Raw genomic sequence first — 25,618 nt, 5'->3', positions numbered from 1 at the left:
ATCTTTTCGAATCATCATCGTATATAAAAAAGTCCGGAAAAGACGAGGGAAATCACCCTCCATCCTTTTCGGACTTTTATCCTATTACATTGAAAGGTAAATTATTGCATACCTTCCGTAGTCATTTCCTTATTAATCTTTTTAACCAATCCCTGAAGAACGGCACCCGGGCCTAACTCGATGAAATGAGTGGCACCGTCGGCGATCATGTTTTGTACGCTTTGGGTCCAACGTACTGGGGCGGTTAACTGTGCGATCAAGTTAGCCTTAATTGTTTCCGGGCAAGTCTCGGCTTTCGTGCTTACGTTCTGGTAAACCGGGCAAGAAGGTTTATTGATCGTCGTAGCCTCGATAGCGGCAGCCAACTCCGTACGAGCCGGTTCCATCAATGGAGAATGGAACGCTCCACCTACTTTCAACTTCAAGGCACGCTTAGCGCCTGCGGCCAATAACTTCTCGCAAGCCTGATCGATACCGGGGATAGAACCGGAGATTACCAATTGGCCCGGGCAATTATAGTTAGCGCAAACCACTACCTCGTCCTTGATGCTTGCGCAAATTTCCTCAACCGTCGCGTCCGGCAAGGCTAATACGGCGGCCATTGTAGAGGGAGTTGCCTCGCAAGCCTTTTGCATAGCCATGGCACGTTTGGAAACTAATACCAAGCCGTCCTCGAAAGACAATGCTCCGGCAGCTACCAAGGCAGAGAATTCTCCTAATGAGTGACCTGCGGTCATATCCGGCTGGAATTGATCACCTAATGTTTTCGCGAGAATGACAGAGTGTAAGAAGATCGCTGGTTGAGTAACCTTGGTTTGTCTCAGATCCTCGTCTGTTCCGGCAAACATTAAATCCGTGATACGGAAACCAAGGATCTCGTTAGCCATCTCAAACATCTCTTTAGCAAGAGGATTATTATCGTAGAGGTCTTTGCCCATACCTACGAACTGTGCCCCCTGACCGGGAAATACGTACGCTTTCATCTTTCTAATTTTTTTCTAATTTCAGTTTTTTAAGACGGTGCAAAGGTAATAAATTTGGAATAATGAGGCTACTATTCATTACAAATTGTATCTTTGCCCCCATAGAAACGAGAATATTAATGACTAATATTATAATATCATGAATGAATTACTATTTTTAGGAAACTTAGGTACTGGCGAGATCGTGATCATCGCCATTGTTGTGTTGTTACTTTTCGGTGGTAAGAAAATTCCTGAGCTGATGAAAGGTATCGGTAAGGGTGTGAAGAATTTCAAGGACGGTGTAAAAGGTTTGGAAGACGATATCAAATTAGACGATACGGAAAAGAAGTAAAGGAAGATGCAACAAGAAGAAATGTCATTCTGGGATCACCTAGAAGAACTTCGTTGGACTTTATTTCGTTCTGTTTTAGCGCTCTTTGTTTTTGCTATAGCCGGGTTCTCGGTAATGCCGTGGCTGTTCGATAATGTCGTGATGGCCCCGTGTAGCTCCGATTTCATCGTCTATCGGGAAATGTGTAAGATTAGTTCTCATTTTTCTTTTCTCCCGGACTTTTGTAATGATACGTTCCATGTGAACATTGTCAATATCAAACTGGCTTCCCAGTTCTTCACGCATATGACAAGTTCTTTCTGGCTGGCGTTATTATTGACTTTCCCCTATTTGATGTGGGAGATCTGGAAGTTCGTAAGTCCGGCTCTCTACGAGAATGAGAAGAAAAATGTACGTTGGGTATTCTTGTTCGGAACTATAATGTTCTTTATCGGATGCTCAGTGGGTTATTTCTTGGTGTTCCCGATGACACTACGTTTCTTGGCGACTTACGAGTTGAGTGCCGCCATTACGGAACAGGTATCCCTTGATTCTTACATGGATAACTTCTTGATGTTGATATTCGTGATGGGAATTGTATTTGAGATGCCATTGGTATCTTGGCTATTATCTCAGATAGGGTTGCTAAACCGCTCGTTCTTTCATAAATACAGACGGCATGCTGTTGTCGGCTTGTTAGTTGGTGCGGCGTTCATCACTCCAAGTAGTGATCCGTTTACGTTAAGTATCGTATTCTTACCGCTCTACGGTTTGTATGAGTTGAGTGCGTTCTTCGTGAAGAAAGCCCCAAAGGAAGAAGACGAGGAGAATGAGGAAGATAATAATGAGGAATAAACCCCGAAAGTTATAATAATGTAATATAAAAGAGGCGTGATCCATAACGGATTACGCCTCTTTTTGTGTAGGCCTTGTTTATCTGTTTTTCTCTAGGCTCAATATGAACCGTACCAATTCCGGATCATAATGTGAGAAAAACAGGCTTTGGGCTTTGTCTAACTTCGCGATTTCATTCATGTCCTGTTCCGAAAGTTCAAAACTGAATACGTCGAAGTTCTCTGCCATCCGTTCTTTATGCGTGGATTTGGGGATAACGACTATGTTGCGTTGGATGAGGAAGCGCAAGGCGACTTGCGCCACGGATTTATTATATTTCTGTCCGATTCCCGTCAATATCCCGTTCGTGAAAAAGTTATTGCGCCCTTCTGCGAAAGAGGCCCATGACATGATTTGTGTACCATATTCCCGCATGATTTCCTCTGCTTTCACTTGCTGATTGAAGACGTGTGTTTCCACTTGATTCACTGCGGGTTTTATTTTTACATGTTCCGCTAGGTCGATAAAACGGTCCGGGTAAAAGTTACTTACGCCGATGGCCCGGGCTTTTCCTGCACGGTAAGCCTCTTCCATGGCACGATATGTTCCATAATAGTCGCCAAAAGGCTGGTGAATGAGCAGAAGATCAACATATTCGGTCTGTAATTTGCGCAGAGACTCATCGATGGAGGCTTTCGCCTTCTCCTCTCCGGCGTTGGTCACCCATATTTTTGTGGTGATGAACAATTCATCGCGAGGTACGCCACATTTACTTATGGCTTTGCCTACACCTTCCTCGTTATAGTACGCTTGTGCCGTGTCGATGGAGCGATAGCCTACGCTGATAGCATCCAATACGCAACGTTCACATTCCTCGGGGGCTATTTGATATACACCATAACCCAAGATCGGCATTTCTACGCCGTTGTTCAATTTTACTGTTTTGTTCATCGTAATGTTATTTTAAATTGTGGTCGCAAAGTTATGTCTGATAAGCGGATATGACGATAAATAAAAGTCGGTGCTATTTTCATTTTTTTCGGTTGTTGAGTCTCGATTTTATTTTTATATCGTGTTTTTCTGTATCTTTACTCTGTAAACAAGAGAGCTGATTATGAATACGGATATCCTATTTGCTGACAACCTCGATGATATGATTTCCGGGAGTTTTGACCGGTATTGTACACATGCGCTTTGTCGTGAGGGTGAAGCTTCATTCCTGATGACGGGCGAATGGTTTCGGATGAGGAAAGGGGATTGCGTTATATTTACTCATAATGAACTTATATCTAAGATAGAGATAAGCGACGATTTTCAGGTAACGGTACTTTATATCTCGAACAGTTTTTCATTCAAGAATATCCCTCGAAATGATTATGACGTGATAGGAAAGTTGACACTACTCCGTAACCCGATCATGTCGCTTACAGAGCGAGAACAGCGGATATTTATGGAAGATATTGAACTTATCCGCAGGCGGTTGACGGACCATACGCATCGTTTTCATGACGAACTAATCGGTTGTTTGGCTAAAACTTTCGTGCTCGACCTTTACGATTTCCATGCACGAATTTATGAATCTCCCTCTGTATCGGAACAAAATGCCGTGTTGATGGAGCGATTTATAAATCTGCTAAAAGCGGGGGATTATCGAAACCACAGGGAAGTATCCTATTACGCTTCACGGCTCTGCATTACGCCTAAATACCTTACGGAAGTTTGTAAGAAAGCAAGCGGATTTACAGCAAATTACTGGATAGACCGTTTCACCATCTCCCGGATTACCCACTTGCTTTCAGACAAGAACCTGACATTGAAAGAAATCTCAGACAATATGAATTTCTCTTCTTTGTCTTTTTTCAGCCGTTACGTGCAACGATTGCTGAAAGTCTCACCATCAGAATACCGGAACGGCAATCTGATTGCTTAAGCTTTTAACAGTGGTAATTGACTCAACATATTCCTAAGCTTAATCGCTATCCGTGGCATAGGTTCGGCGACGGTAAGTCCTACTAGATCGTATTCGGACGCAATGTCATTGATGGCACGTACTACCTCGTTTATTTTCATCCCGTTCGGTTCTATGCCGACCCCGGCTATCATATCCGCTGGATCAATGACATCTATATCGAGATGGATGACAACCTTGGAAGCACCTGTCCCTTTCAACCATTCGAGGATAAGCGAGCTATCAGCCGCCACTTCTTCCGGAGATAAACCTTTTATACCTAATTCTTTCTGCCGTTCCTTCATACCCTCGTCCCACGAGCGTAAACCTACGATTAAACTATTCGAGATCTTGAACTTTCCCGGTAATAATTGAAGAATCTCCTCATCACCCATCCCTAGACAGGCCGTAAGGGCCATCGCATGATATCCCTTATACTCGTCATACGGCAAGTTTATATCCGGATGCGCGTCTATCCAGACAATTGCGATATCATCCGGGTATTTAGCGGCCAGATAGGTGAAGGGCACGACACTCACCGAACATTCGCCCCCTAAAGTGACGATCTTTTCCGGAGTGTTTTCATGTAATAATTCAAGGGCCGCTTTTGTTTGTTTCAGAATAATCTTACGGGCGCTGACCCCTAGATCCGTTTCCCTATCGTTTATATCTAGTGAGATGGGTACTTCCACGGTTTTCTGGGGACTTGGGGGAGCGAGGATATTGAGTAATTGAGCACCAAGGTAATACCCTCTGGAAGCGTCGTCCGCAGGAAGGTCGGGTATCCAATGATTCACGATCCCACCTTGCCATTGGGGATAGATCAAACGAAGTGTTGATGTTTTATCTTCCATGTTATCGTAGTTTTTGTACAAAGTTAAAGGATTCCACCGAATTCTCGTCTTGATGAAAAAAGATTTTCTCCTTGATGAAAAAAGATTCTCATCATAATGAAAAAAGATTTTCACCCCGATGAAAATAGAAAGTTTTCCCCGTAAACTGTTTCTCTTTCGAAATAATTTATGTATGTTTGCTCAAACTCAAAACGAATTGCATAACATGAAGCACATGTCTATATTGGCGGTCTCTTTGCTGGCACTCGTGGCCTGCACGCCTGAAAAGAAACAGGAGGCGGATTACTCGCAGTATGTGAACCCCATGATCGGTACGGATTTTACCGGCAATACCTACCCGGGAGCCCAACTTCCTTTTGGTATGGTACAATTGAGCCCGGATAACGGTTTGCCGGGTTGGGATCGCATCTCGGGGTATTTCTATCCGGATACGACGATCGCCGGCTTTAGCCATACGCACCTTTCCGGTACGGGGGCAGGCGATTTATACGATATCTCTTTTATGCCCGTGACCCGTCCTTATAAAGAGGCCCCTGCGCCGTTAGGCATTTACTCCACGTTCTCGCATAATGACGAGGCGGCTTCCGCAGGATATTACCGGGTATTGCTGAAGGATTATAACATTAACGTGGAGCTTACGGCTACCGAGCGTTGCGGTATCCAGCGGTATACCTTCCCGGAGGCCGAGGCTTCGGTATTCTTGAACTTGAAGAAGGCGATGAATTGGGACTTTACCTTGGATTCCAAGATCGAGGTGGTAGACTCTACGACGATTCGTGGATACCGCCTATCCCAAGGCTGGTCTCCCTTGCAGCATGTTTATTTCGAGACCCGTTTCTCTAAGCCTTTCGTGGCTTGTCATATGGATACGACTTCTATCGTGACCAAGGAAAAAGGTTGGATCGGTACGGCCTATGTGGCCCGTTTCGATTTCAATACGAAGAAGGATGAGGAAATCCTTGTCACGACCGGAATCTCTGGTGTCAGCATGGAGGGAGCGGGAAAGAATTTGCGTGCGGAAGCCCCGAAGGATGATTTCGATTACTATCAAGCGCAGGCTAGCGCGAATTGGAACCGACAGCTTTCCAAGATTGAGGTGAAGAGCCGGAATACGGACGATATGGTGAAATTCTATACGGCCTTGTATCATTCCATGATCGCCCCGACGATCTATAGCGACGTGGATGGTTCTTATTACGGTCCGGATCAGCAAATCCATAAAGCGGACGGATGGACGAATTACTCTACTTTCTCTTTATGGGATACCTACCGTGCCTCCCATCCGTTGTTTACGTATACGGAGCCGGAACGGGCGAATGATATGATCAAGGGTTTCTTGAAGTTCTATGAGCAGAACGGGGCTTTGCCTTTATGGAACCTTTATGGCTGGGAAACGAATATGATGATCGGTTATCATGCGGTGCCCGTTATCGTAGACGCTTATCTGAAAGGTATCGGTGATTTCAATGCCGAGAAAGCGCTGGAGGCTTGTATAGCGACAGCCAACCGGGATGACTATCGGGGTATCGGCGATTATAAGAAGTTGGGCTACGTACCGGCTTATAGCGATCCGAAAAAATGGGAGAACTGGTCTTTATCGAAGACCTTGGAGTATGCCTACGATGATTATTGCATCGCTAAGATGGCCGAGAAGATGGGTAAGAAAGAGATCGCCGACGAATTCTTTAAACGTTCACAGAATTATCATAATGTGTACAATCCGGCAACTTCCTTTATGCAGCCTCGTGATGAGAAAGGAAACTTTGCCGCTAATTTCAGCCCCGATGATTATACGGAAGATATTTGCGAGAGCAATGGTTGGCAATATTTCTGGTCCGTGCCGCAAGATTTGGACGGTTTGATCGGATTGGTAGGAAGTAAGGAACGTTTCGCCGAGAAATTGGATAGTATGTTTACCTATGTCCCCAAATCGGATGAGGAATTGCCTATCTTTAGTACAGGCATGATTGGTCAATATGCGCATGGAAATGAGCCGAGCCATCATGTGATCTACTTATATAATAAGGTCGGCCAGCCTTGGAAGACCCAGAAATACGTGGCTCAGGTATTACATGATTTGTATCTGAATGCCCCGGACGGTATTTGCGGTAATGAGGACTGTGGGCAGATGTCCGCTTGGTTTGTGTTTAGCGCCATGGGATTCTACCCGGTTGATCCGATCAGTGGCCAATATGAGATCGGCTCCCCGTTGTTCCCGGAAGTGAAGATGCATGTAGGTAATGGCAAGACCTTTATGGTTTTGGCTCCCGAGGTCTCTGCGGAGAATATTTATATCCAATCCGTGAAGCTGAACGGACAACCTTATGATAAGAGTTATATCACCCACGAGCAAATCATGAGCGGGGCGACATTGGAGTTCGTCATGGGCAGCCAGCCGGGACCGATATGGTATACGAACGAATGAAATAGCTCTCTATGATATAATGAAGAGAAGTGCCGTGGTCATATCGCCACGGCACTTTTTTTAATCCGGTTCATGCGAATCTTTCCCATAAGCCTTGACAATATCCTTTACGATGTACCAGAGTACGAACACGACCATTATGCTTCCGATCAATATCTTTCCCACTCTTATGATAGAATCGATGTATTCTTCCATAATGTTATTATTTAAGAGATTACCGTTCGAGGTAAATGTACGGATAAAAATCGGGAAATAAGTCTATGTCTCTAAGATAATTCAGATATTTGTTCTATTTTTGAACATTGTATAAATGATTAAATATAATAGCATGTTAAAACAAATGATAGCCTTGACGGCTTTGATGGTGTCATCCATTGCTTTTGCGCAAGACCGGGAGTATGTAATCGTGGTACATGGTGGTGCGGGGGCGATGGCCGGATTGGAGGAAGATCCGGTTAAGTCGGCTCAATATTACGCCGCATTGGACTCCGCTTTAATGATTGGAGATAAGGTCCTTTCTGCGGGAGGCGAGGGGCCGGAAGCGGTGATGGCCGTAATCAATTACTTCGAGGGAAATCCGTTGTTTAACGCCGGAATTGGTGCTACCTGTACGGCGGAGGGAACTTTTGAGTTGGACGCTTCCATCATGGAAGGCAAGGATTTAAGCGCAGGCGCTGTAGCTGGCTTAAAACACGTGAAGCATCCGATCAATGCCGCCTATGCCGTAAAGACAAAATCTCCGCATGTCATGCTGAGCGGAGCCGGTGCTGAGGAGTTCGCCAAGGAACAAGGCTTGGAAATGGTAGAAGACAATATGTATTTCGCTACGCCCAAGACGATGGAGTGGATCGAGAAGTTAAAGCAAGAAAGTAAGAAGAACGGTACGGTAGGCTGTGTCGTTCTGGATAAGCAAGGAAACTTAACGGCCGGGACCAGTACCGGCGGTATGTTCAAGAAACGTTGGGGGCGTATCGGTGATTCGCCCGTGATCGGGGCGGGAACGTATGCGGATAATAACAGTTGCGCCGTCTCCTGTACGGGGCATGGCGAGTATTTTATCCGTCATGCGGTAGCGTTCGATGTGTGTGCCCGCTATAAATACCTTAAGGAAAGCGTAGAGAAAGCGGCAGATTATATCATCCATACGGAATTGAATACGAACGCCGGCAACGGCGGCTTGATCGCCGTGGATAAACTAGGAAATATCGCCATGCCTTATAACAGTGGCGGTATGTTCCGCGGATTCTTGTATAAGGAGAAAGGTAGCCCGGAAATTAAGAAGGGCTGCGGTATCGGAAAGAAGATCGTTGTAGTAGGGGAAAAGTAGTTTTTTGTATCTTTACGCCAAATTCAAGATAGAATGGCGAAAACAAAAACCGTATATGTCTGCTCTAACTGTGGCGCTGATTCCCCGAAATGGCTGGGTAAATGCCCGAATTGTGGGGAGTGGAACACCTATGTGGAGGAGATCGTAACGAAGGAGCCTGCCGTGAAGCGGCCAGTTCCCGGTATTATGGAGGGCAATAAGATCCGTCCGGTGTTATTGCGTGATATAACGACGGAAGAGGAGGCCCGTATCGATTTAAAAGATGATGAATTAAACAGGGTCCTCGGCGGAGGCTTGGTAAAAGGCTCTTTGGTCTTGATCGGGGGAGAGCCGGGAATCGGAAAATCCACCTTGGTCTTGCAAACCGTGTTGGGCTTGACAGGCTTGAAAACCCTATATGTCTCGGGCGAGGAGAGCAGTCGCCAGTTGAAACTCCGGGCGGACCGATTATCGCATGATAATCCGAACTGTTTCATCTTATGCGAGACACATCTGGAACAGATTTTTACGCAAGCGGCCAATATCCAGCCGGACTTGATGATCATAGATTCCATACAAACCATCTTTACGGAAGTCGTGGAATCTTCCCCCGGCAGTGTTTCCCAAGTACGCGAGTGTAGCGCCGCTATCTTGAAATACGCCAAGGAAAGCGGTGTCCCGGTCTTATTGATCGGCCATATCAATAAGGAAGGCAGTATCGCCGGTCCGAAGGTATTGGAGCATATCGTGGATACGGTGTTGCAGTTTGAGGGCGATCAGCATTATATGTATCGTATCCTGCGGAGCATCAAGAACCGTTTTGGCAGTACGGCGGAACTAGGGATTTACGAGATGCGCCAGAACGGGCTTCGTGAGGTCAGCAATCCATCCGAGTTATTATTAACCCAGAATCATGAGGGACTGAGCGGTGTCGCCATCGCCGCCGCTATCGAGGGGGTACGTCCTTTCTTGATCGAGACGCAAGCCTTGGTCAGCTCGGCGGTTTACGGTACGCCGCAACGTAGCGCCACCGGATTCGATTTACGCCGAATGAATATGTTATTGGCGGTATTGGAGAAAAGGGCGGGTTTTAAGTTGATCCAGAAAGATGTTTTCCTGAATATCGCCGGAGGTTTGAAAGTGAATGATCCGGCTATCGATTTGGCGGTAATCAGTTCCATCCTTTCCTCTAGCTTGGATATCAGCATCGAGCCGGGTATTTGTATGGCCGGAGAGGTAGGCTTGTCCGGAGAGATCCGTCCGGTCAACCGTATTGAGCAACGTATCTTGGAGGCGGAGAAGCTGGGTTTCTCCCGGATTATCATTCCGCATAATAATCTAAAAGGTTTCGATACGGCGAAAAGTAAGATCCAAATCGTACAGGTAAAGAAAGTGGAGGAAGCCTTTCGGCAACTATTCGGTTAATATATAATAAACAATGATAAAAGAATTACAACTCAGGATATTGCCGGAAGAGGCTGTTAATGAGCAATCGCTAAGGCAAGTAGTAGCCCGTGAGACGGGTGAGGCTCCGAAAAATATCCGGGCCGTACGTGTATTGAAACGTTCGATAGACGCACGCCAGCGAACGATATTTGTCAACGTGAAACTGCGTGTTTTCATGAACGAGATGCCCAGCGAGCCGGAATATCAATCGATAGAGTATAAAGATGTCTCGGCAGGGAAACCTGTGATCGTCGTAGGAGCCGGTCCGGGAGGTCTGTTCGCTGCCTTGCGCTTGATAGAGTTAGGTTTGCGCCCCATCATCGTCGAGCGAGGTAAGGACGTGCGGGAACGCAAGAAAGATATCGCCTTGATCAGTCGTGAGCATAAGGTGAACGGAGAATCAAATTATAGTTTCGGTGAGGGCGGTGCCGGCGCTTATTCTGATGGAAAGCTGTATACCCGTAGCAAGAAAAGAGGCTCGGTAGATAAGATACTGAATATCTTTTGCCAGTTTGGGGCCAGTCCCTCTATCTTGGCGGATGCCCATCCGCATATCGGAACGGATAAGCTCCCCCGTGTGATCGAGAATATCCGGGAGCAAATCAAGCGATGCGGAGGTGAGGTACATTTCGAGACCCGTATGGATGCTTTTATCATGAAAGAGAACGAGGTGATCGGCATCGAGACGAATACGGGAAAGAGCTTTTACGGGCCTGTTATCTTAGCTACCGGCCATTCCGCCCGTGATGTCTATAACTATTTATACGAACGCCAGATCCAGATCGAGGCGAAAGGGATCGCGGTCGGTGTTCGTCTGGAACATCCTCAGGAATTGATCGACCAAATCCAGTATCATCGGAAAGAAGGTCGTGGGAAATATCTTCCTGCGGCAGAGTATAGTTTTGTGACGCAAGCGAATAACCGGGGCGTCTATTCCTTCTGTATGTGTCCGGGAGGTTTCGTGGTTCCTGCGGCGAGCGGACCTAAGCAGGTCGTGGTAAATGGAATGTCGCCTTCCAACCGGGGTTCCCGCTGGTCTAACTCAGGGATGGTGGTAGAGATCCGTCCTGAAGATTATTCCGAACTGGTAGGGCAGGAGGAGCTTTATCTTCGGAATGGCGAGAAGGTAGATGCGGATTCCCCATTAGCGTTGATGGCCTTTCAAGAACGTCTGGAAGAGGTCTGCTGGCTAAACGGAGGCATGAAGCAAACGGCACCCGCCCAGCGCATGGATGATTTCATGCGGAAGAAGAACTCTTTCGATTTACCGGTTTCGTCGTATACGCCGGGTCTGCTGGCCTCTCCGTTGCATTTTTGGATGCCGGAATTTGTGACCAGTCGCCTGCGGGAAGGTTTCCGTTATTTCGGTAAGGTCTCTAGAGGCTTCTTGACCAACGAGGCAACCATGATCGGCGTAGAGACCCGTACATCCGCTCCGGTTCGTATCCTCCGTGATCGGGATACCTATCAACACGTCACGGTAAAAGGTCTTTTCCCTTGCGGTGAGGGAGCGGGGTATGCGGGAGGAATCGTATCCGCCGCCATCGACGGGGAACGTTGTGCGGAAGGAGTGTATAATTTAGAATCCAATAAATAAGAAAAATGAAAAGTGGTATGAAAATAGGAATATCCCTTTGTCTGGGAGTTCTTATGTGTTTGAATGCGGGTTGTACGGGAAAGAAGTCTGCCGCGGAAGAGCCCGAGTTAACGTACAGTAATCCTTTGTCGGTCCAGTTTGGCGATCCATACGTATTGTTGGCCTCGGACGGACGTTATTATATGTATGGTACCGGTGCCGGGGCTGTAGACGGTTTTTGCGCCTATTCTTCCGATGATTTGATCCATTGGAAGTCGGAAGGGCAGGTTTATCGGGGCAATACGCCCGATTCTTGGGCAATCGCTAATTTCTGGGCGCCGGAAGTGTACGAGCGTGACGGGAAGTTCTATATGTTCTTCAGCGCGGATTGGCGGAAGAATCCGACCAACGAGGAGGAAAATTTCCGTATCGGCGTAGCTGTGTCGGATAAGCCGACCGGACCATTTAAGGAATTGGCCGATGCTCCTTTGTTTGATCCGGGATATCCTGTAATCGACGGAAACTTGATCGAGGATGAGGATGGCCGTACCTATCTCTATTATTCCCGTTGTTGCTATAAGCATCCGGTAGAAAGCGAGATCGCCGATGAGGCAAAGAAGAAAGGCATGTTCGACTCCGTTGAGGAAAGCTGGATTTACGGGGTGGAGGTCGCTCAGGATCTTACGCACGTAATTGGGGAACCCGTACTTCTGCTGCGTCCACCCGTAAAATTGGATGATGCGCAAAGTGAATGGGAAAGTCGCTCGGTTACCAAAGGGGAGGTCGGACGTCGTTGGACGGAAGGCTCTTTCATGCTACGTCACAACGGCTTGTATTATATGATGTATTCCGCTAATTATTTTGGCGGGGCAAATTATGCGGTGGGATATGCCGTGTCCGAACATCCGTTAGGACCGTTTGAGAAGGCATCTAATAATCCGGTGCTGGAGAAGAACGTGGAAAAAGGCGGTATCGTCACGGGTACCGGACATAATAGCGTTACTTGGTCGAAGGACGGAAAACAAATGTATTGCGTTTATCACGGGCGTACCCAGAAGACAGGGGATGAGCGGGTCGTATTCATCGATAAAATGCGAATCGATGAGAAGGGCCTTCTAGTCGTGGAAGGCCCTACCATCGATCCGCAATCAATTCAATAGTTATTTATCTCTTCCAGCAACGCCACTCGTTCCAATGAGAACGTAGTGTCGTTGCGTTGGATATATTCCAATAGCTCTTTCGCTCTTGCCCGGAGTTTTTTACCTTGCGCCTCCGGCAAAAGGAAACTTTCTTCCAGCAAGGTCTTGGCCGCCAGCTCCATGCGTTGGAGGCCGCACGAATCATCACCGTCCAGATAAGTGCGGATGCCGTCGATAGGCGTGTTCAGCAAGAAATCGTTATCCAGTTTTAAGGATGTGTAGACGGATTGGATTAACTCGGGGTTCTTGCGTGCCCCATCGTTGGAATTACGATTGAAGATGATCTGGGCGATCACTTTGCCCAGTTCCTCGATCTGTACCATGATGAAATCTCTCTTTAACATAGGAGTGGTGAATTATTCGATCGTTATACTTTGGATGCGGATGTCTTTCTTCGGACGGTCATTCTGGTCTTTCGGCTGGGTAGCGATCTGATCCAGAACGTCGAACCCCTCCGTCAGCTCCCCGAAGATCGTATAGGTGCCGTCTAGATGATGGCAACCGCCTACGGTGGTATAAGCCTTCCGTTGCTCATCCGTAAATAGCAAATGCCCGGGAGTTGCTTGAATAACGGAGTCTATCTGGGCGTTGATCATTCTCAATCGCTTCTGGTATTCCCGTTTGTTACTCATCTTTATCATATTCAACTCGGCACGGACCGGCGCGTAAAACTCCTTCAGGGCCTTTTGCCGGGCCGGATAGTTGGCGGTACGCTCTAACGTATCCAGTTCGGTTTCCCTATAGACCTTCCCCTGCACGATAAAGAATTGCGACATGTCCGATTTCTTTTGCGGGTTGACATCGTCCGGTTGGCGGGGAGCGGCCAAGGCTCCTTTCTTATGGAAATATTTCTCGTTGATCTCGGGCAGGATCTCGGCGGAGGGATCGCCAAAGCCGCATTTGGCACCGGCGGGAGCATTCTTGGAATCCGGGGCTCCTCCTTGGATCATAAACTCCGGCAGGACACGGGTGAATAAGGTCCCGTTGAAATCTCCCCGTTTCGCCCGTTCGATAAAAGTACGGGTGTGATTAGGCACATCATCGTACAGGATGGCCTTCATAGTACCTACATTGGTTTTAATAACTACCGTTTTTCCAGCTTCTTGCGCCGAGGTGGCTACCACGCAAAGGAACAGTGCTGATAAAATGTAATATATCTTTTTCATGTAATTTTAATTTGGAAGGTAAATATAGGTGTTATGTTGTAAAACACAAAGTAAATGCCTAACTTCGCATCTTTATTAATAGGTAATAAGATTTTTAAAGATTTTAGCATGGATTGGATAAACGACTTATTATGGGGAGAAGGTATCGGGCATTCTATCCTTTTACTATCTTTCGTGATTGCCGCCGGCATTCAGTTGGGAAAGATAAAGGTGTTTGGGATTTCGCTTGGGATTACCTTGGTGTTGTTTGTAGGTATTATTTTAGGGCATTTGGGGTTTACGGTTAACCACAATGTGATTCATTTCTTTAAGGAATTTGGATTGATCTTATTTGTTTATTCGGTAGGTATGCAAGTCGGGCCGGGTTTCTTCTCGTCTTTTAGGCAGGGTGGAATCACGTTGAATATGCTTGCCTGTGGAATTGTCTTCCTTGGCGTGGCTACGGCTTTGGTATTGCATTTCGTGACAGGTATTCCGATGCCTACGATGGTGGGTATTTTATCGGGGGCGGTGACGAATACCCCCGGATTAGGTGCGGCTCAGCAGGCTTATTCCGATATGTACGGGGTTTCAGATAATACGATCGCCTTGGGTTACGCCGTGGCTTATCCGCTGGGCGTGATCGGTATTATTCTTTCGATCATTTTCGTACGTTACGTATTCCGTGTGAATTTCGATAAGGAGAATGACGATTTGAATAAGGAGGATGCCTCGCATACGAATGAGGCGAAACCGATCTCGCTGGTCGTAAAGAACCCGGCGGTTTTCGGTAAGACGGTAGGGGAGTTATCCGGTTTGATGGATCATCTGGATTTCGTGATTTCCCGTGTATGGCGTAATGATAACAAGCAGATCGAGATCGCTTCCGCCGGTACGATCTTGAATGAGGATGATAAGATTTTCGTGATCACGACCGATCAAGATGCCGAGTCCGTAAAGACATTCATTGGCGAGGAGATCGATATGGAGCGCAAGCAATGGATTCGTATGGAGAGCCAGTTTATCAACCGCCGTATCTTGATCACGAAACCGGAGTTGAACGGCAAGAAGCTGGGACAGTTGAAACTGCGTAAATTATATGGTATCAATATCACCCGTATCAACCGTGCGGGCGTGGACTTGGTAGCTACGCCGGCTCTGACGTTGCAGGTGGGCGACCGTGTGAATGTGGTGGGTACCGAGACGGCTGTCTCGAATGTAGAAAAGGTATTGGGTAACTCCTTGAAACGCTTGAACGAGCCGAACTTGATCACGATCTTTATCGGCATTGCCCTCGGTATTGTCTTGGGGAGTATTCCTATCACGTTCCCGGGCATTCCGCAACCGGTTAAGTTAGGTTTGGCGGGAGGTCCGTTGATCGTGGCGATCTTGATTAGCCGTTTTGGTTACCGTTATAAGCTGGTTACCTATACGACCCAGAGCGCTAACTTGATGTTGCGTGAGATCGGTATCACCCTCTTCCTCGCTTGTGTGGGTATCAGTGCCGGCGATGGTTTTGTGGATACGATCGTGAACAATGGTGGATTCGCTTGGATCGGTTACGGTTTCATTATCACAACGATTCCTTTGCTGATCATCGGTTGTGTAGGCCGTTATTTCTATAAGATCAATTATTTCACCTTAATGGGCTTGATCGCCGGTAGTACGACGGATCCGCCCGCTTTGGCTTACTCGAACGCTACGGCTGGAAACGACGCTCCTTCCGTAGGTTACGCTACGGTATACCCCTTGACCATGTTCTTGAGGGTACTTACGGCGCAATTATTGATCTTGTTCTTCGCTTGATGCGGTAGTTATAATGGTGCCGTCTTACACGTATATCGGCATTGCCTCACACGTATATCGACGTTGGCCTATGCGAGCGTAGGCGTGAGGCGATGTCGGTATACGTGCTGGATGGAGTTGACGCCGGGGAAAATAAAAAGCATAGATGTATTAAATTTATCAGTTTAAAAGGTGATGTTATTCGTAACATTGCCTTTTTTGTTAGCTTTGTGGGAGTATAATCTAATTAATATCGTGGAAAGAATGAGTGTAGAGAAGAAAAACGCTTATATCGGAGTGGATTTAGGGGGGACGAATATGCGTGCCGGCCGTATCGTAGGGGATCGATTAGTGGCTCAGGGGAGCGCCCCGACTCCCAAGGACGCCGCGGATTGCGAGGAGACATTGGAGGCTTTGATAGAGGTGATCCGTTCCGTGTGGGACGAGAGTGTGGTAGCTATCGGTATCGGTGTGCCGAGCGTGGTGGATCGTGAGAAGGGGATCGTATATAACGTGGTGAATATCCCGCATTGGGAGGAGGTACATTTGAAGGAGATCTTGGAGGCTTGCTTCTCCGTGCCGGTTTATGTGGATAACGACGCGAATTGCTTCGCTCTGGGTGAGCGTATCTTTGGCGAAGGAAAGACGGTTGATAACTTCGTGGGCCTCACCTTGGGTACGGGCTTGGGGGGTGGAATTATCCAGAATGGCAAGCTGTTGGCCGACGCTAATTGTGGCTCGGGAGAATTTGGCATGATTCCCTACCAAGGACAGATCTTGGAATATTTCTGTAGCGGTTCCTATTTCATGAACGTATGGGGCGTGGATGGGAAGGAGATGTACACCCGTGCGATGCGGAAGGACGAGCAGGCGCTGGAGGCTTACCGGCAGTTGGGCGTACATGTGGCCGCCGCTATCAAGATCGTGGTATTGACGGTAGATCCGGAGATGATCGTCTTCGGAGGCTCGGTGACCGCCGCCCATGAGTTGTTTGAGGAGAGCATGTATGAGGACTTGAAGGATTTCGCTTATCCGAACTCTATCAAGAACTTGAAGATACGTTTCTCTAAGCTGGAGAATCCGGGGCTATTCGGTGCCGCTTCCCTTTGTTATGATAAATAAAGACGGATAATCAATTGTTTACTTAAATCTGATTCATACCATGAGACATGTATTTTGTAGGAAGGTCGTTTTCCTTTTGGCCGCTTTACTGGTTGTATGCGGCATGTCGGCCCGTAAGCCGATCAAGACGTTATTAATAACGGGGCAGAATAACCATAATTGGCAGGTGAGCCATGTGGTGCTTAAACAGATATTGGAGAACTCGGGACGCTTCTCCGTGGATTTCGCGGTCTCTCCGGAGGCAGGGAAGGATATGTCCGGCTTTGTCTTGGATTTCAGTCCTTACGAGCTGGTGGTGCTGGATTATAATGGGGATGCTTGGCCGGAGGAGACAAACCGTCGTTTCTTGGAATATGTGCGAGGAGGTGGAGGTGTCGTGGTCTATCATGCCGCTGATAACGCCTTCGTGAACTGGCCGGAATACAATAAGATTTGTGCCTTGGGCGGTTGGGAGAACCGGGATGAGAAAGCGGGACCCTATGTATATTGGAGCGATGGTAAGTTGATAAAGGATAGCTCGGCGGGCGTGGGTGGCTCTCATGGCAAGCAGCATGAGTATGTGCTGAATGCCCGGAACCATGAGCATCCGATCATGAAGGGGCTGCCGAATAAATGGAAACATGCGCAGGATGAGTTATATGATCGTATGCGTGGCCCGGGAAATATAAAGGATTGCTTGTATACGGCTTATTCGGATAAGGAGACCGGAGGTTCCGGCCGTGAGGAGCCGTTGATCTTTACGGTTGATTATGGGAATGCCCGTATATTTCATACGATGTTAGGGCACGCGGGGGAAACGGTAGAGAATTGTCCGGCTATGCAATGCGCCGGCTTCCAGATTACCTTGTTAAGAGGTGCGGAATGGGCCGCTACCGGCAAGGTAACCCAAAAGGTTCCCGCTGATTTCCCGACGGAAAAACAAGTATCTAATCGGAGTAATTATAAGCGGTGATACATGGTTTATTAGAATGCCCATTGTAAGCTCCTTATGATGGGCATTCTAGCAAGCTAACAATGGGCATTCTAAGGAGCTTACGATGGGCATCGTGCTATTTTGCTGAATCCTCGTGCGATAGATAGCCGTCGCTTAATGTGAATCGGGGATCTTGATCCGCCAGAAAGCGGATGGCCGTGAGGATTTTCTCTTGAGGGAAAGGTAATTTCTCAATAAGTTCTTTCACGGGGATAGGGGATTCCCCGGCCAATATCTTTATGAGACTTTCCCGGATAGCGTTGAATTCCCAATTCATAAGCTGTGATTCATGCTTCGATAGGCATACGTCGCAACAGCCACAAGGGGCGGAATCTTCCTCGCCGAAATAGGATAGGAGCATGCGGCTACGGCATACCCGCTCCTCGTTGATATATTCCAGCACCTTCTCGATCCGTTTCCCGAAACGCTCCTTGCGTTCCTCATACGCCGAGCGGGGTATGGAAAGGTACCGCTGTTCCTCCCGGGTCTGGGTATAGATAATCAACGGGGTTTTCTTATGCGGGATGTAGTTTACGATCCGGTATCTGGATAAACCTACCAAGGTCTCATACACCTCGTGAGGTGTCACTCTCGCACGGGTGGCGATTACGCTCTCATCTATATAAACATAATCTGCGAATAACCCGGTGTAAGAACGCAAGATTGTCTGAATCACCTCATCCGTTCGCTTGTTCTCACTTAAATACCTGTAAAGCTCGTCACGGGTAGCTGTGAACATCAGGCGGGAAGCGTTGTCTACCTCCTCCGTATATTCGATATAGCCCGATAGCCCAAGGATCTTCAAGGCATGATGCGCTTGCAATAAAGAGAACTTATAAGCGGAACAGAAATCCGTCAATGAGAAATCGTGTACCGTATCTAGCCCGTACCCTACGGCGATCTGGTAATAATTACCCAACGCCTCATAGACCCGGTAGATAAACTCCTTGTCCGGAAACTCATCCGCCAGCCGTTTCTTTAGCTTGGCGCTATCCGTGGAGGAACAAAGAGCCACGGCGAAGGCTTTCTTCTCATCACGTCCCCCGCGTCCGGCCTCTTGATAATATTCCTCCAACGATCCCGGCATATCCATATGCACGACCAATCGCACGTCCGGCTTATCGATACCCATACCAAAAGCGTTGGTCGATACGATTACCCGGCACTCGTTGCTTTTCCAACGGGCCTGACGTAGTTCTTTCTCGTCACGGTTTAATCCGGCATGGAAGAAATCGGCGGAGATACCCGCCTGTTGCAGCATGACGGCGATCTCCTTGGTGCGTTTCCGGTTGCGGACATATACGATGGCCGTACCCGGAACTTTTCCCAATATATAAACGAGTGTATTTAACTTATCTTCCGTCTTCCGGACAATATAAGCCAGATTTTTGCGGGCGAAGCTCTTTTGAAATACGTTCTTCTCCTTGAACCGCAGACGCTCTTGTATGTCATTCACCACTTCCGGGGTAGCCGTGGCGGTCAAGGCCAATACCGGAACACCCGGCAATAAGTCCCGGATCTCAGCGATATTGAGGTAAGAAGGACGGAAATCATATCCCCATTGCGAGATACAGTGACTCTCGTCGATCACTAGCAGACAAACTTGCATGGCCTCCATCTTGATCCGGAAAATATCCGTACTAAGCCGCTCCGGGGAGACATACAAAAACTTATACCCTCCGAAGATACAATTCTCCAGTTGCGTGATAATCTCTTGCCGGCTCATGCCCGAATAAATAGCCGTAGCCTTGATGCCGACCCGGCGTAAGTTCTCCACTTGGTCTTTCATCAAGGCGATCAAGGGAGTGACGACGATGCAAATCCCTTCCATCGCCAAGGCCGGCACCTGAAAGGTGATGGATTTACCACCACCTGTAGGCATCAGCCCAAGCGTATCTTTTCCGGCACAGACGGAATGGATAATATCCTCCTGCAAGGGGCGAAAAGCAGGGTATCCCCAATACTTCTCTAATATCTTATGGTAGACGTCCACCTGTCCTCCTCATATATCGTCGGGTTTGATGTCTTTGATCATCAGCTGGATAGAGGTGTTGCCGTTGTAGGTATTCTCCTCCACCGTGTAGCAGATGTTGAAAGGCTTCATACTCTTGATATGGTCGTTGTGCCTGTGCATGCCGAAAGCGATGGCGTGCATGGGGGTGCTTGAGTTTCCGTCGATCAATTCCAGCTTGAGATGCTCCAGTTCCTTACCCACGAGCTTACTGGTACCGTAGTCCTTTACGCCAAGCGAGCAGAATACAGGCTTCTGGTTGTCCGGCCCGAACGGGCTCATCTTCTTTAGGTCGTTCACGAACTTCTGGTTGATCTCTTTCAAATCCAAGATAGCGTCGATATCGATCTGTGGGATCATCTGTTCCGGTATGATCTCTTCGGATGCGATCTTCAAGAAACGCTCGGTGAATGCCTCTAGGTTCTCCTCCCGAAGGGAAAGCCCGGCGGCGTAGGTATGTCCCCCGAAATTCTCCAATAAATCCCGGCAACTCTCTATCGCCTTGTAAATATCGAAACCCGTTACGGAACGTGCCGATCCGGTGATCAACTCGGACGATTTGGTAAGAACGACCGCCGGACGGTAATACTTCTCGGTCAAACGGGACGCTACGATACCGATCACGCCTTTGTGCCATCCCGGGTTATACACCACGATCGCCTTCCGGTCATCCATGTTCTCTACTTCGTCGATGACAGCGTTCGCCTCGTCGGTGATCTTCTTGTCTAATTCCCGGCGTTCCTCATTATATTGGTTGATGCTCTCGCTCTTCTCCCGGGCACTGGCGCTATCCTTGGACAGTAGCAGTTCCACCGCCTCCTTCCCGTTCATCATACGGCCGGAAGCGTTGATACGGGGACCGATCTTGAATACGATATCACTGATCGTGATCTCCTTTCCGGTCAATCCGCAGATATCGATGATCCCTTTCAGCCCGAGGCTGGGGTTGCTGTTCAATTGCTTCAGCCCGTAATAGGCGAGGATGCGGTTCTCTCCCGTAATCGGGACGATATCCGAGGCGATACTGACCGCCGTCAGTTCCAACAACTTCTCCAGATCCGAGAACGGGAAATTATTACTCTTGGCGAACGCCTGCATGAACTTGAATCCCACTCCGCAACCCGATAAATGCTCATACGGATAGATAGAATCCGAGCGCTTGGCATCCAATACGGCGACAGCGTCCGGCAAAGTGGTGTCCGGCATATGGTGGTCGCAAATAATAAAGTCGATACCTTTCTCCTTGGCGTACTCGATCTTCTCGATCGCTTTGATACCGCAATCCAGCGAGATAACCAGCGACACGCCGTTCTCGGCGGCATAATCGATACCCTTGTAAGAGATACCGTACCCCTCGTCGTATCGATCTGGGATATAGAAATCCAAGGTAGACGAGTAAGGTCTTAAATACTTGAAGACGAGCGATACCGCTGTCGTTCCATCCACGTCGTAATCGCCGTAGATCAAAATCTTTTCTTTATTCCCCAAGGCTTTGTTCAAGCGCCTCACCGCCTTATCCATATCCGGCATAAGGAACGGGTCGTGCAAATCGTTCAAGCTGGGTTTAAAGAATTTCTTCGCCTCTTCGATCGAAGTGATACCTCGTTGAACGAGCAAGAGACAGATCACCGGGCTGAATCCTAATTCAGCCACCAATTGGTCTCTCTTATGTAACTCTTCTTCTGATGGGGTTTGAAAGTTCCATTTGTTAATCATTATATATTGTTTTTTTCTTTTTTGCTTGCCTGATACTACGGATACCTTGTCATCCTTAATCTACCGTATGACAAAGGCGAGATTTCCGCAATATATTTCAACCTGTAAAGTTAGAAATTAAATATGGTATATCCGGTATGGCTTAAAGAAAATAGTTTTTTTGTTATTATTTTTTTGAAGTAGGAGAATGATTCGTACATTTGCCTAAATATTATAAAATACAATGACGGAAGATATTAAAAAAGCTTGCGAAGTAATGGCCGCAGGCGGCATAATACTTTATCCTACAGACACTATCTGGGGAATTGGTTGCGACGCTACCAATGAAAAAGCCGTACAAAGAGTGTACGAGCTAAAGCGAAGGGCAGACAATAAGGCTATGTTGGTCTTGATGGACAGCGAGGCTAAATTGGATAGGTACGTGTCGGATGTTCCCGATATCGCTTGGGATTTGATTAGCGTGTCTGATAAGCCGTTGACCATCATTTACTCAAGTGCCAAGAACTTGGCGACAAATCTATTGGGAGCCGATGGTAGCGTGGGTATCCGCATCACGAACGAGGAGTTCTCCAAGAAATTGTGCGAGCGCTTCCGTAAACCCTTGGTCTCTACTTCCGCCAACGTAAGCGGCGAGCCTTCTCCCGCTAATTTCAGCGAGGTATCGGAGGTGATCAAGGAGGGTGTGGATTATATCGTGAGTTATCGTCAGGACGATATGAGCAAGGCCGCTCCGTCCGGCATTATCAAGCTAGGAGCCGGTGGGCTTGTGCAGGTAATTAGATAAGGATGAAGAAAAGCGTACAAGCCGGAAAATATATTGTCTCGGATTTTATAGCGTCGTCGGTAGTCTGGTTATTATTTAACCTGATACGCTATGAGGAGGTGGCGGTGTATGAAGGGTTTGATACCGTCGGGGCCTTTTTGCTGCATATCCCCTCGTTGAAGGGGCAGCTATTGATCCCGTTTTTCTGGTTCGTATTATATTGGTTTTCCGGTTATTATAATAAACCGTTCGGTAAGTCGAGGCTTACTGAGTTGTTCTCTACCCTTGGGAGCGTGTCGATCGGTGTCGTGATCTTGTTTTTTGCCTTAGTGCTGAATGACTTGCCCCGTTCCTATCATGTGTATTATGATATGTTTTTCTCTTTATGGGGATTACAGTTTGTCTTGACGTATATTCCCCGGTTATTGATTACGCAGGCCGGGTTACGGAAGATAAAGTGCAGGGAATGGGCGTTGAACGTATTGATGATTGGGGCGGGGAAGAAGGCGGCGTGTATTGCCGACGACCTGTATGGGTTGGGTTATAATATCGTCGGTTTTGTCTCCGATGGTACGGAGAAAAAAGGCGGGGTCGCCGGAGATCGTGTGATCGGTAGGCTGGAATCTTTGCCGGTGATTGTAGAGGAGAAAAAGGTGGATGAGCTGGTTGTCGCCTTGGAGACGGTGGATAATAGCCGTTTGATGGATATCCTGTATTCGTTATATTGCTATAAACGGCCGATCAAGATATTGGCGGATAAATCCAGTTCATTATCGCAAGTAAAGATCAAGGCGATAAAGGGCGTTCCGCTGGTGGACGTGACGGATAACAACTTCTTGCCCATCGAGCAGAATGTAAAGCTCTTTATGGATAAGATGTTATCTCTGATTTTCTTGGTGCTCTTATCTCCCTTGTTCCTGTATATCGCTTGGCGGGTGAAGCGGGATTCCCCCGGCCCGGTGTTTTTCAGTCAGGAACGGATCGGATACATGGGCGAGCCTTTCATGATCTATAAGTTTCGTACGATGTATACGAACGCCGAGGAAGAAGGTCCGTTGCTCTCTTCCGAGGACGATTCCCGTATCACTCCCTTCGGACGGGTGATGCGGAAATACCGCTTGGACGAGTTACCGCAGTTCTGGAACGTGCTGAAAGGGGATATGTCGCTAGTTGGCCCCCGTCCGGAACGTAAATATTTCATCGAGCGGATCGTGAGGAAAGCCCCCTTCTACTATCTGCTGCATAACGTACGTCCGGGAATCACCTCGTTGGGTATGGTGAAATATGGATATGCCGGCAGTGTGGATGAGATGATCGAGCGCTTGGAATATGATATATTATACTATGAGAATATGTCCTTGATTCTGGACATAACGATTCTCATTTATACAGTTAAAACAGTGTTTACAGGTAAAGGTATTTAAAATGGCTAACGAAGGGTTATTCTATAAATTGTTGTTATGGCGGGAAAAGCGCATCAAGGAGAAGCATTTTATCCTTATTATCAGCTTTATCGTGGGAATTTGCACAGCTGCGGCCGCTATCATATTGAAACAATTGATCCATTTCATACAACATGTATTGACGGGTAATTTCAGTGCTGATGGCGTGAACTATCTCTATTTGCTTTATCCGGTGATCGGTATCTTGTTGGCCGGCTTGTTCGTGAAATATATCGTGCGTGACGATATCGGCCATGGGGTGACGAAGATCTTGTATGCCATCTCGCAACGAAAGAGCCGTATCAAGCCGCATAATACATGGACGTCTATCGTAGCCAGTTCCGTGACGATCGGCTTTGGTGGATCGGTCGGGGCGGAGGCTCCTATCGTATTGACAGGGGCGGCTATCGGTTCTAATCTGGGACGGGTGTTCAGGATGGAGCAGAAGACGTTGATGTTGCTCGTGGGATGTGGTGCCGCCGGAGCGATCGCCGGTATCTTCAAGGCGCCTATCGCCGGGTTGGTGTTCGTGATCGAGGTATTGATGCTGGACCTTACGATGACTTCCGTGCTTCCTTTGCTGATCTCGTCGGTGACGGCGGCTACGATGTCTTATATCTTTACCGGTACCGAGGCCATGTTTAAGTTTTCTCAGACCGAGGCATTCGAGATCGAGCGTATTCCTTACGTGCTCTTGCTGGGTGTTTTTTGCGGATTGGTATCCCTTTATTTTACCCGTGTGATGAACAAGGTGGAAGGGATGTACCGGAAGTTGGGTACGTATTGGAAGAAGTTCATGTTGGGCGGCGTGATGCTGAGTATCTTGATATTCCTGTTCCCCCCACTATATGGTGAGGGCTATGATACGATCGGCTCGTTGCTGAACGGGCAGTTCTCGCATATCATGGACAAGAGTTTGTTTTACGATCTGAACGATACGTATTTCGGGGTCTTGATCTTCTTGACCTTGATCTTGCTTACGAAGGTATTCGCTTCCAGCGCCACGAATGCCGGAGGGGGTTGCGGTGGTATCTTCGCTCCTAGTTTGTATCTGGGCTGTATCGCCGGTTTTATCTTTGCGCATACGTCTAATTATTTCCCGTTCACGATGTATATCTCAGAGAAGAATTTCGCTTTGCTGGGTATGGCGGGCATTATGTCCGGGGTGATGCACGCTCCTTTGACCGGGGTTTTCTTGATTGCCGAGCTGACGGGTGGGTATGATTTGTTCCTCCCCTTGATGATCGTCTCGATCAGTTCCTATATCACGATCCTTATGTTCGAGCCTCATAGCATCTACTCCATGCGTTTGGCGCAGAAAGGCGAGTTGCTGACGCACCATAAGGATAGGGCGGTGCTTACCTTGCTACGGGCGGATAGCGTGATCGAGAAAGATTTCCAGATGGTGTCTCCGGAGATGACGTTGGGCGATATGGTAAAGGTCATTTCCCGAAGCGGACGTAACACCTTTCCTGTCGTGGACGAGCGGGGCGTGTTGCTGGGTATCGTCTTGCTGGATAATATCCGGAATATCATGTTCCGTCCGGAGTTGTATAATCGTTTCCATGTATCGAAGTTCATGGTTTCCGCCCCGGCCAAGATCGTAATCAACACACCGATGGATCAGATCATGCAGACGTTTGATGATACGAAAGCGTGGAATCTTCCGGTGGTCGATGAGAATGGCCATTATATCGGCTTTATGTCGAAATCGAAGATATTTAATTCCTATCGGGAGGTATTGGTCGATAACTTTTCCGGGGACTAACTTGTTAAA

Annotated in this window: 22 protein-coding genes; 14 read left to right on the top strand and 8 right to left on the bottom strand. The window is 47.7% G+C overall.

Going from position 1 to position 25,618, the window contains the following annotated elements; all coding sequences use genetic code 11:
- Positions 1-101 precede the first annotated feature (101 nt).
- Complete coding sequence (gene fabD, locus DW033_RS16170; RefSeq protein ID WP_044545813.1) at positions 102-983, bottom strand: ACP S-malonyltransferase; 882 nt, start codon at positions 981-983, stop codon at positions 102-104.
- A 139-nt stretch (positions 984-1,122) separates the two neighbouring features.
- On the opposite strand from fabD, the gene DW033_RS16165 reads away from it, so the two are divergent.
- Both DW033_RS16165 and tatC read left to right on the top strand, forming a co-directional pair.
- Positions 1,123-1,317, top strand: coding sequence for a twin-arginine translocase TatA/TatE family subunit (locus DW033_RS16165; protein WP_005858259.1), 195 nt, complete (start codon positions 1,123-1,125; stop codon positions 1,315-1,317).
- 6 nt (positions 1,318-1,323) lie between these two features.
- The gene (gene tatC / locus DW033_RS16160) at positions 1,324-2,151 is read left to right on the top strand and encodes a twin-arginine translocase subunit TatC (protein ID WP_005866162.1); all 828 of its coding nucleotides are present in this window, start codon (positions 1,324-1,326) and stop codon (positions 2,149-2,151) included.
- Positions 2,152-2,229: 78 nt separating this feature from the next.
- On the opposite strand, the gene DW033_RS16155 is transcribed toward tatC, so the two are convergent.
- The gene (locus DW033_RS16155; protein ID WP_048928369.1) at positions 2,230-3,081 is read right to left on the bottom strand and encodes an aldo/keto reductase; all 852 of its coding nucleotides are present in this window, start codon (positions 3,079-3,081) and stop codon (positions 2,230-2,232) included.
- 163 nt (positions 3,082-3,244) lie between these two features.
- On the opposite strand from DW033_RS16155, the gene DW033_RS16150 reads away from it, so the two are divergent.
- Positions 3,245-4,060, top strand: a complete 816-nt coding sequence (locus tag DW033_RS16150) for an AraC family transcriptional regulator (RefSeq protein ID WP_005866166.1) — start codon at positions 3,245-3,247, stop codon at positions 4,058-4,060.
- Here DW033_RS16150 and DW033_RS16145 read toward each other — a convergent pair.
- On the bottom strand, positions 4,057-4,932 hold the full coding sequence (locus tag DW033_RS16145) for an arginase family protein (protein ID WP_121961064.1): 876 nt from the start codon (positions 4,930-4,932) through the stop codon (positions 4,057-4,059). The two genes, DW033_RS16150 and DW033_RS16145, sit on opposite strands and share 4 nt — an antisense overlap.
- A gap of 118 nt (positions 4,933-5,050) precedes the next feature.
- Here DW033_RS16145 and DW033_RS16140 point away from each other — a divergent pair, with 118 nt between their 5' ends.
- A complete protein-coding gene (locus DW033_RS16140) occupies positions 5,051-7,357 on the top strand; it encodes a GH92 family glycosyl hydrolase (protein WP_121961063.1) in 2,307 nt (768 codons plus the stop codon).
- A 60-nt stretch (positions 7,358-7,417) separates the two neighbouring features.
- Here DW033_RS16140 and DW033_RS25220 read toward each other — a convergent pair whose 3' ends face one another.
- On the bottom strand, positions 7,418-7,552 hold the full coding sequence (locus tag DW033_RS25220; RefSeq protein WP_005858250.1) for a hypothetical protein: 135 nt from the start codon (positions 7,550-7,552) through the stop codon (positions 7,418-7,420).
- Positions 7,553-7,685: 133 nt separating this feature from the next.
- Between DW033_RS25220 and DW033_RS16135 the strand changes: the two genes are divergently transcribed.
- The 4 genes from DW033_RS16135 to DW033_RS16120 are packed head-to-tail and all read left to right on the top strand — an operon-like array spanning position 7,686 to position 12,845.
- Positions 7,686-8,684, top strand: coding sequence for an isoaspartyl peptidase/L-asparaginase family protein (locus tag DW033_RS16135; protein ID WP_008778111.1), 999 nt, complete (start codon positions 7,686-7,688; stop codon positions 8,682-8,684).
- A 33-nt stretch (positions 8,685-8,717) separates the two neighbouring features.
- A complete protein-coding gene (radA, locus tag DW033_RS16130; RefSeq protein ID WP_036610374.1) occupies positions 8,718-10,088 on the top strand; it encodes a DNA repair protein RadA in 1,371 nt (456 codons plus the stop codon).
- A gap of 13 nt (positions 10,089-10,101) precedes the next feature.
- On the top strand, positions 10,102-11,706 hold the full coding sequence (locus tag DW033_RS16125; protein ID WP_008774174.1) for an NAD(P)/FAD-dependent oxidoreductase: 1,605 nt from the start codon (positions 10,102-10,104) through the stop codon (positions 11,704-11,706).
- 17 nt (positions 11,707-11,723) lie between these two features.
- The gene (locus DW033_RS16120) at positions 11,724-12,845 is read left to right on the top strand and encodes a glycoside hydrolase family 43 protein (protein ID WP_229103512.1); all 1,122 of its coding nucleotides are present in this window, start codon (positions 11,724-11,726) and stop codon (positions 12,843-12,845) included.
- On the opposite strand, the gene DW033_RS16115 is transcribed toward DW033_RS16120, so the two are convergent.
- Together DW033_RS16115 and DW033_RS16110 are read right to left on the bottom strand one after the other, a co-directional pair.
- Complete coding sequence (locus DW033_RS16115) at positions 12,839-13,228, bottom strand: hypothetical protein (RefSeq protein ID WP_008774176.1); 390 nt, start codon at positions 13,226-13,228, stop codon at positions 12,839-12,841. The two genes, DW033_RS16120 and DW033_RS16115, sit on opposite strands and share 7 nt — an antisense overlap.
- Positions 13,229-13,240: 12 nt before the next feature.
- On the bottom strand, positions 13,241-14,050 hold the full coding sequence (locus DW033_RS16110) for a peptidylprolyl isomerase (RefSeq protein WP_008779516.1): 810 nt from the start codon (positions 14,048-14,050) through the stop codon (positions 13,241-13,243).
- A 108-nt stretch (positions 14,051-14,158) separates the two neighbouring features.
- Here DW033_RS16110 and DW033_RS16105 point away from each other — a divergent pair, with 108 nt between their 5' ends.
- From DW033_RS16105 to DW033_RS16095, 3 genes are all read left to right on the top strand, one after another.
- Positions 14,159-15,835 (top strand): putative transporter, encoded by a 1,677-nt coding sequence (locus DW033_RS16105; protein ID WP_048928404.1) that lies wholly within the window; start codon positions 14,159-14,161, stop codon positions 15,833-15,835.
- Between the two features lie 243 nt (positions 15,836-16,078).
- A complete protein-coding gene (locus DW033_RS16100; protein WP_036629002.1) occupies positions 16,079-16,936 on the top strand; it encodes an ROK family protein in 858 nt (285 codons plus the stop codon).
- A 40-nt stretch (positions 16,937-16,976) separates the two neighbouring features.
- On the top strand, positions 16,977-17,888 hold the full coding sequence (locus DW033_RS16095) for a ThuA domain-containing protein (RefSeq protein WP_005858233.1): 912 nt from the start codon (positions 16,977-16,979) through the stop codon (positions 17,886-17,888).
- A gap of 97 nt (positions 17,889-17,985) precedes the next feature.
- On the opposite strand, the gene DW033_RS16090 is transcribed toward DW033_RS16095, so the two are convergent.
- On the bottom strand, positions 17,986-19,902 hold the full coding sequence (locus DW033_RS16090) for an ATP-dependent DNA helicase RecQ (RefSeq protein ID WP_044544852.1): 1,917 nt from the start codon (positions 19,900-19,902) through the stop codon (positions 17,986-17,988).
- Between the two features lie 9 nt (positions 19,903-19,911).
- Positions 19,912-21,636, bottom strand: a complete 1,725-nt coding sequence (recJ, locus tag DW033_RS16085) for a single-stranded-DNA-specific exonuclease RecJ (protein ID WP_044544853.1) — start codon at positions 21,634-21,636, stop codon at positions 19,912-19,914.
- A 223-nt stretch (positions 21,637-21,859) separates the two neighbouring features.
- Here recJ and DW033_RS16080 point away from each other — a divergent pair, with 223 nt between their 5' ends.
- Genes DW033_RS16080 through DW033_RS16070 form a run of 3 tightly spaced genes read left to right on the top strand, consistent with a single transcriptional unit; the run spans position 21,860 to position 25,609 of the window.
- Positions 21,860-22,420: an L-threonylcarbamoyladenylate synthase gene (locus DW033_RS16080; RefSeq protein WP_008774182.1), complete on the top strand. Its 561-nt coding sequence runs from the start codon at positions 21,860-21,862 to the stop codon at positions 22,418-22,420.
- 2 nt (positions 22,421-22,422) lie between these two features.
- Positions 22,423-23,823 carry a sugar transferase gene (locus DW033_RS16075; RefSeq protein WP_005866194.1) on the top strand — a complete coding sequence of 467 codons (1,401 nt, stop codon included), beginning with the start codon at positions 22,423-22,425 and terminating at the stop codon, positions 23,821-23,823.
- Between the two features lies 1 nt (position 23,824).
- Positions 23,825-25,609: a chloride channel protein gene (locus tag DW033_RS16070; protein WP_005858223.1), complete on the top strand. Its 1,785-nt coding sequence runs from the start codon at positions 23,825-23,827 to the stop codon at positions 25,607-25,609.
- Positions 25,610-25,618 lie beyond the last annotated feature (9 nt).

It is taken from the genome of Parabacteroides sp. AF39-10AC, assembly GCF_003635405.1.
GTDB lineage: Bacteria > Bacteroidota > Bacteroidia > Bacteroidales > Tannerellaceae > Parabacteroides > Parabacteroides distasonis.
This window is presented reverse-complemented; position numbering and strand designations above follow the sequence as displayed.